This is a genomic window from Microcystis sp. LE18-22.4A (genome assembly GCF_027531105.1).
In the GTDB taxonomy this organism is placed as follows: domain Bacteria; phylum Cyanobacteriota; class Cyanobacteriia; order Cyanobacteriales; family Microcystaceae; genus Microcystis; species Microcystis aeruginosa.
Genome location: NZ_JAPZRB010000225.1, coordinates 1 through 1,203 on the forward strand (window position 1 = coordinate 1; position 1,203 = coordinate 1,203).

Genomic DNA, 1,203 nt, shown 5'->3' on the forward strand with positions numbered 1-1,203 from the left:
CTAAATCCTTATCTGGCAATAGATTTAATTGATTAGTTCGCTCTAGCTCGAAAATAATTGACAAAAATCGCCAAATGTCTTTCTCTATAAGAGTTTCATTCCTTATAATCCTGTCCGTTGCATAGGACAAACCGAAGAACCATCATACTTCACGAAGCCGACGGCTTACAGATCGGTCAGCGCCATGAGGATGGGTACATCAACTTGACCCAGATGGCGCAAGCTAATGGCAAACTAATCGCAGACTATTTAAGGCTTGACATCACGAAAGCCTTTCTAGATGAGCTTTCTATGGATATGGGAATTCCCATATCCAAGTTGATTCAGATCCGAAGAGGGAAACCAGCCAATCTACAAGGCACATGGGGACATCCTCAAGTTGCGATTAACTGCGGTCAGTGGTGCAGTGCTAAATTTGCTGTGCTGGTCAGTCAGTGGGTGGTTGAATGGATGACCACTGCTCAAAATCTGATTCAGCCCCAGCAGCCCCAGATTCCCTCGGAACTGCTCAAGGAAATCAACACTCACCTCAAGACTTTAGAAGCCTTGAACAAAGTGATGCACACCACCGTCCACCAGCATACGGGCATCATTCGAGCCGCCTTAGGTATCTTAGAAACCCCTGGGGTGAGTACGGAGTTGGGCAGCAATAAGGCTGAATCTGTCCCCAAACTGCCCCCCAGCAAGCCGCAGACGGCAGGCAGGAATCCGGCTGTCCGCCGCCTCAAGGGAGAGGGCAGCGGTTCGATTCACTGGCGCACCTATACCAGAAACGGCAGGCAGTACCGCCAAGCCTTTTTCCACTACGAACTCTGGGAAGGAGGCAATCGCCTAATCAAATCCTGCAAGTACATCCCCAAAGAGAAGGTAGCCGCCATCCAAGACCTGCAAACCCAGAAGGCTTCTATTGTGGAGATTTTGCGGGTGTTGAGTTAATGGGGTTGACCAACAGCGATCTGAGGTTAGTCTGCGGTCGCTGTTTGGGGGTTCTCAACATTTTTCGCGGGTTAGACACAATGGCTGAAAATCTAGAGTTTTCGTTGAGGTGCGTCGATGCCTTGGCCAGCAAGGCTTTGAGCCTTATGACTGAGGTAACTATTGAGAATTATTATTAATAATGTCTATGCTTTTCAATATCCCACGAAAAATTGCTGTACAATCCTTATACAGCCTAGTTTTGCCAAGCTAGTCTTTTAACTTCTT

The 1,203-nt window shown here is 47.7% G+C and carries 1 protein-coding gene; it reads left to right on the plus strand.

The window, feature by feature from the left end:
* Nucleotides 1–117 precede the first annotated feature (117 nt).
* Nucleotides 118–936, plus strand: coding sequence for a KilA-N domain-containing protein (locus tag O9295_RS10090; RefSeq protein ID WP_288032864.1), 819 nt, complete (start codon nucleotides 118–120; stop codon nucleotides 934–936).
* Nucleotides 937–1,203 lie beyond the last annotated feature (267 nt).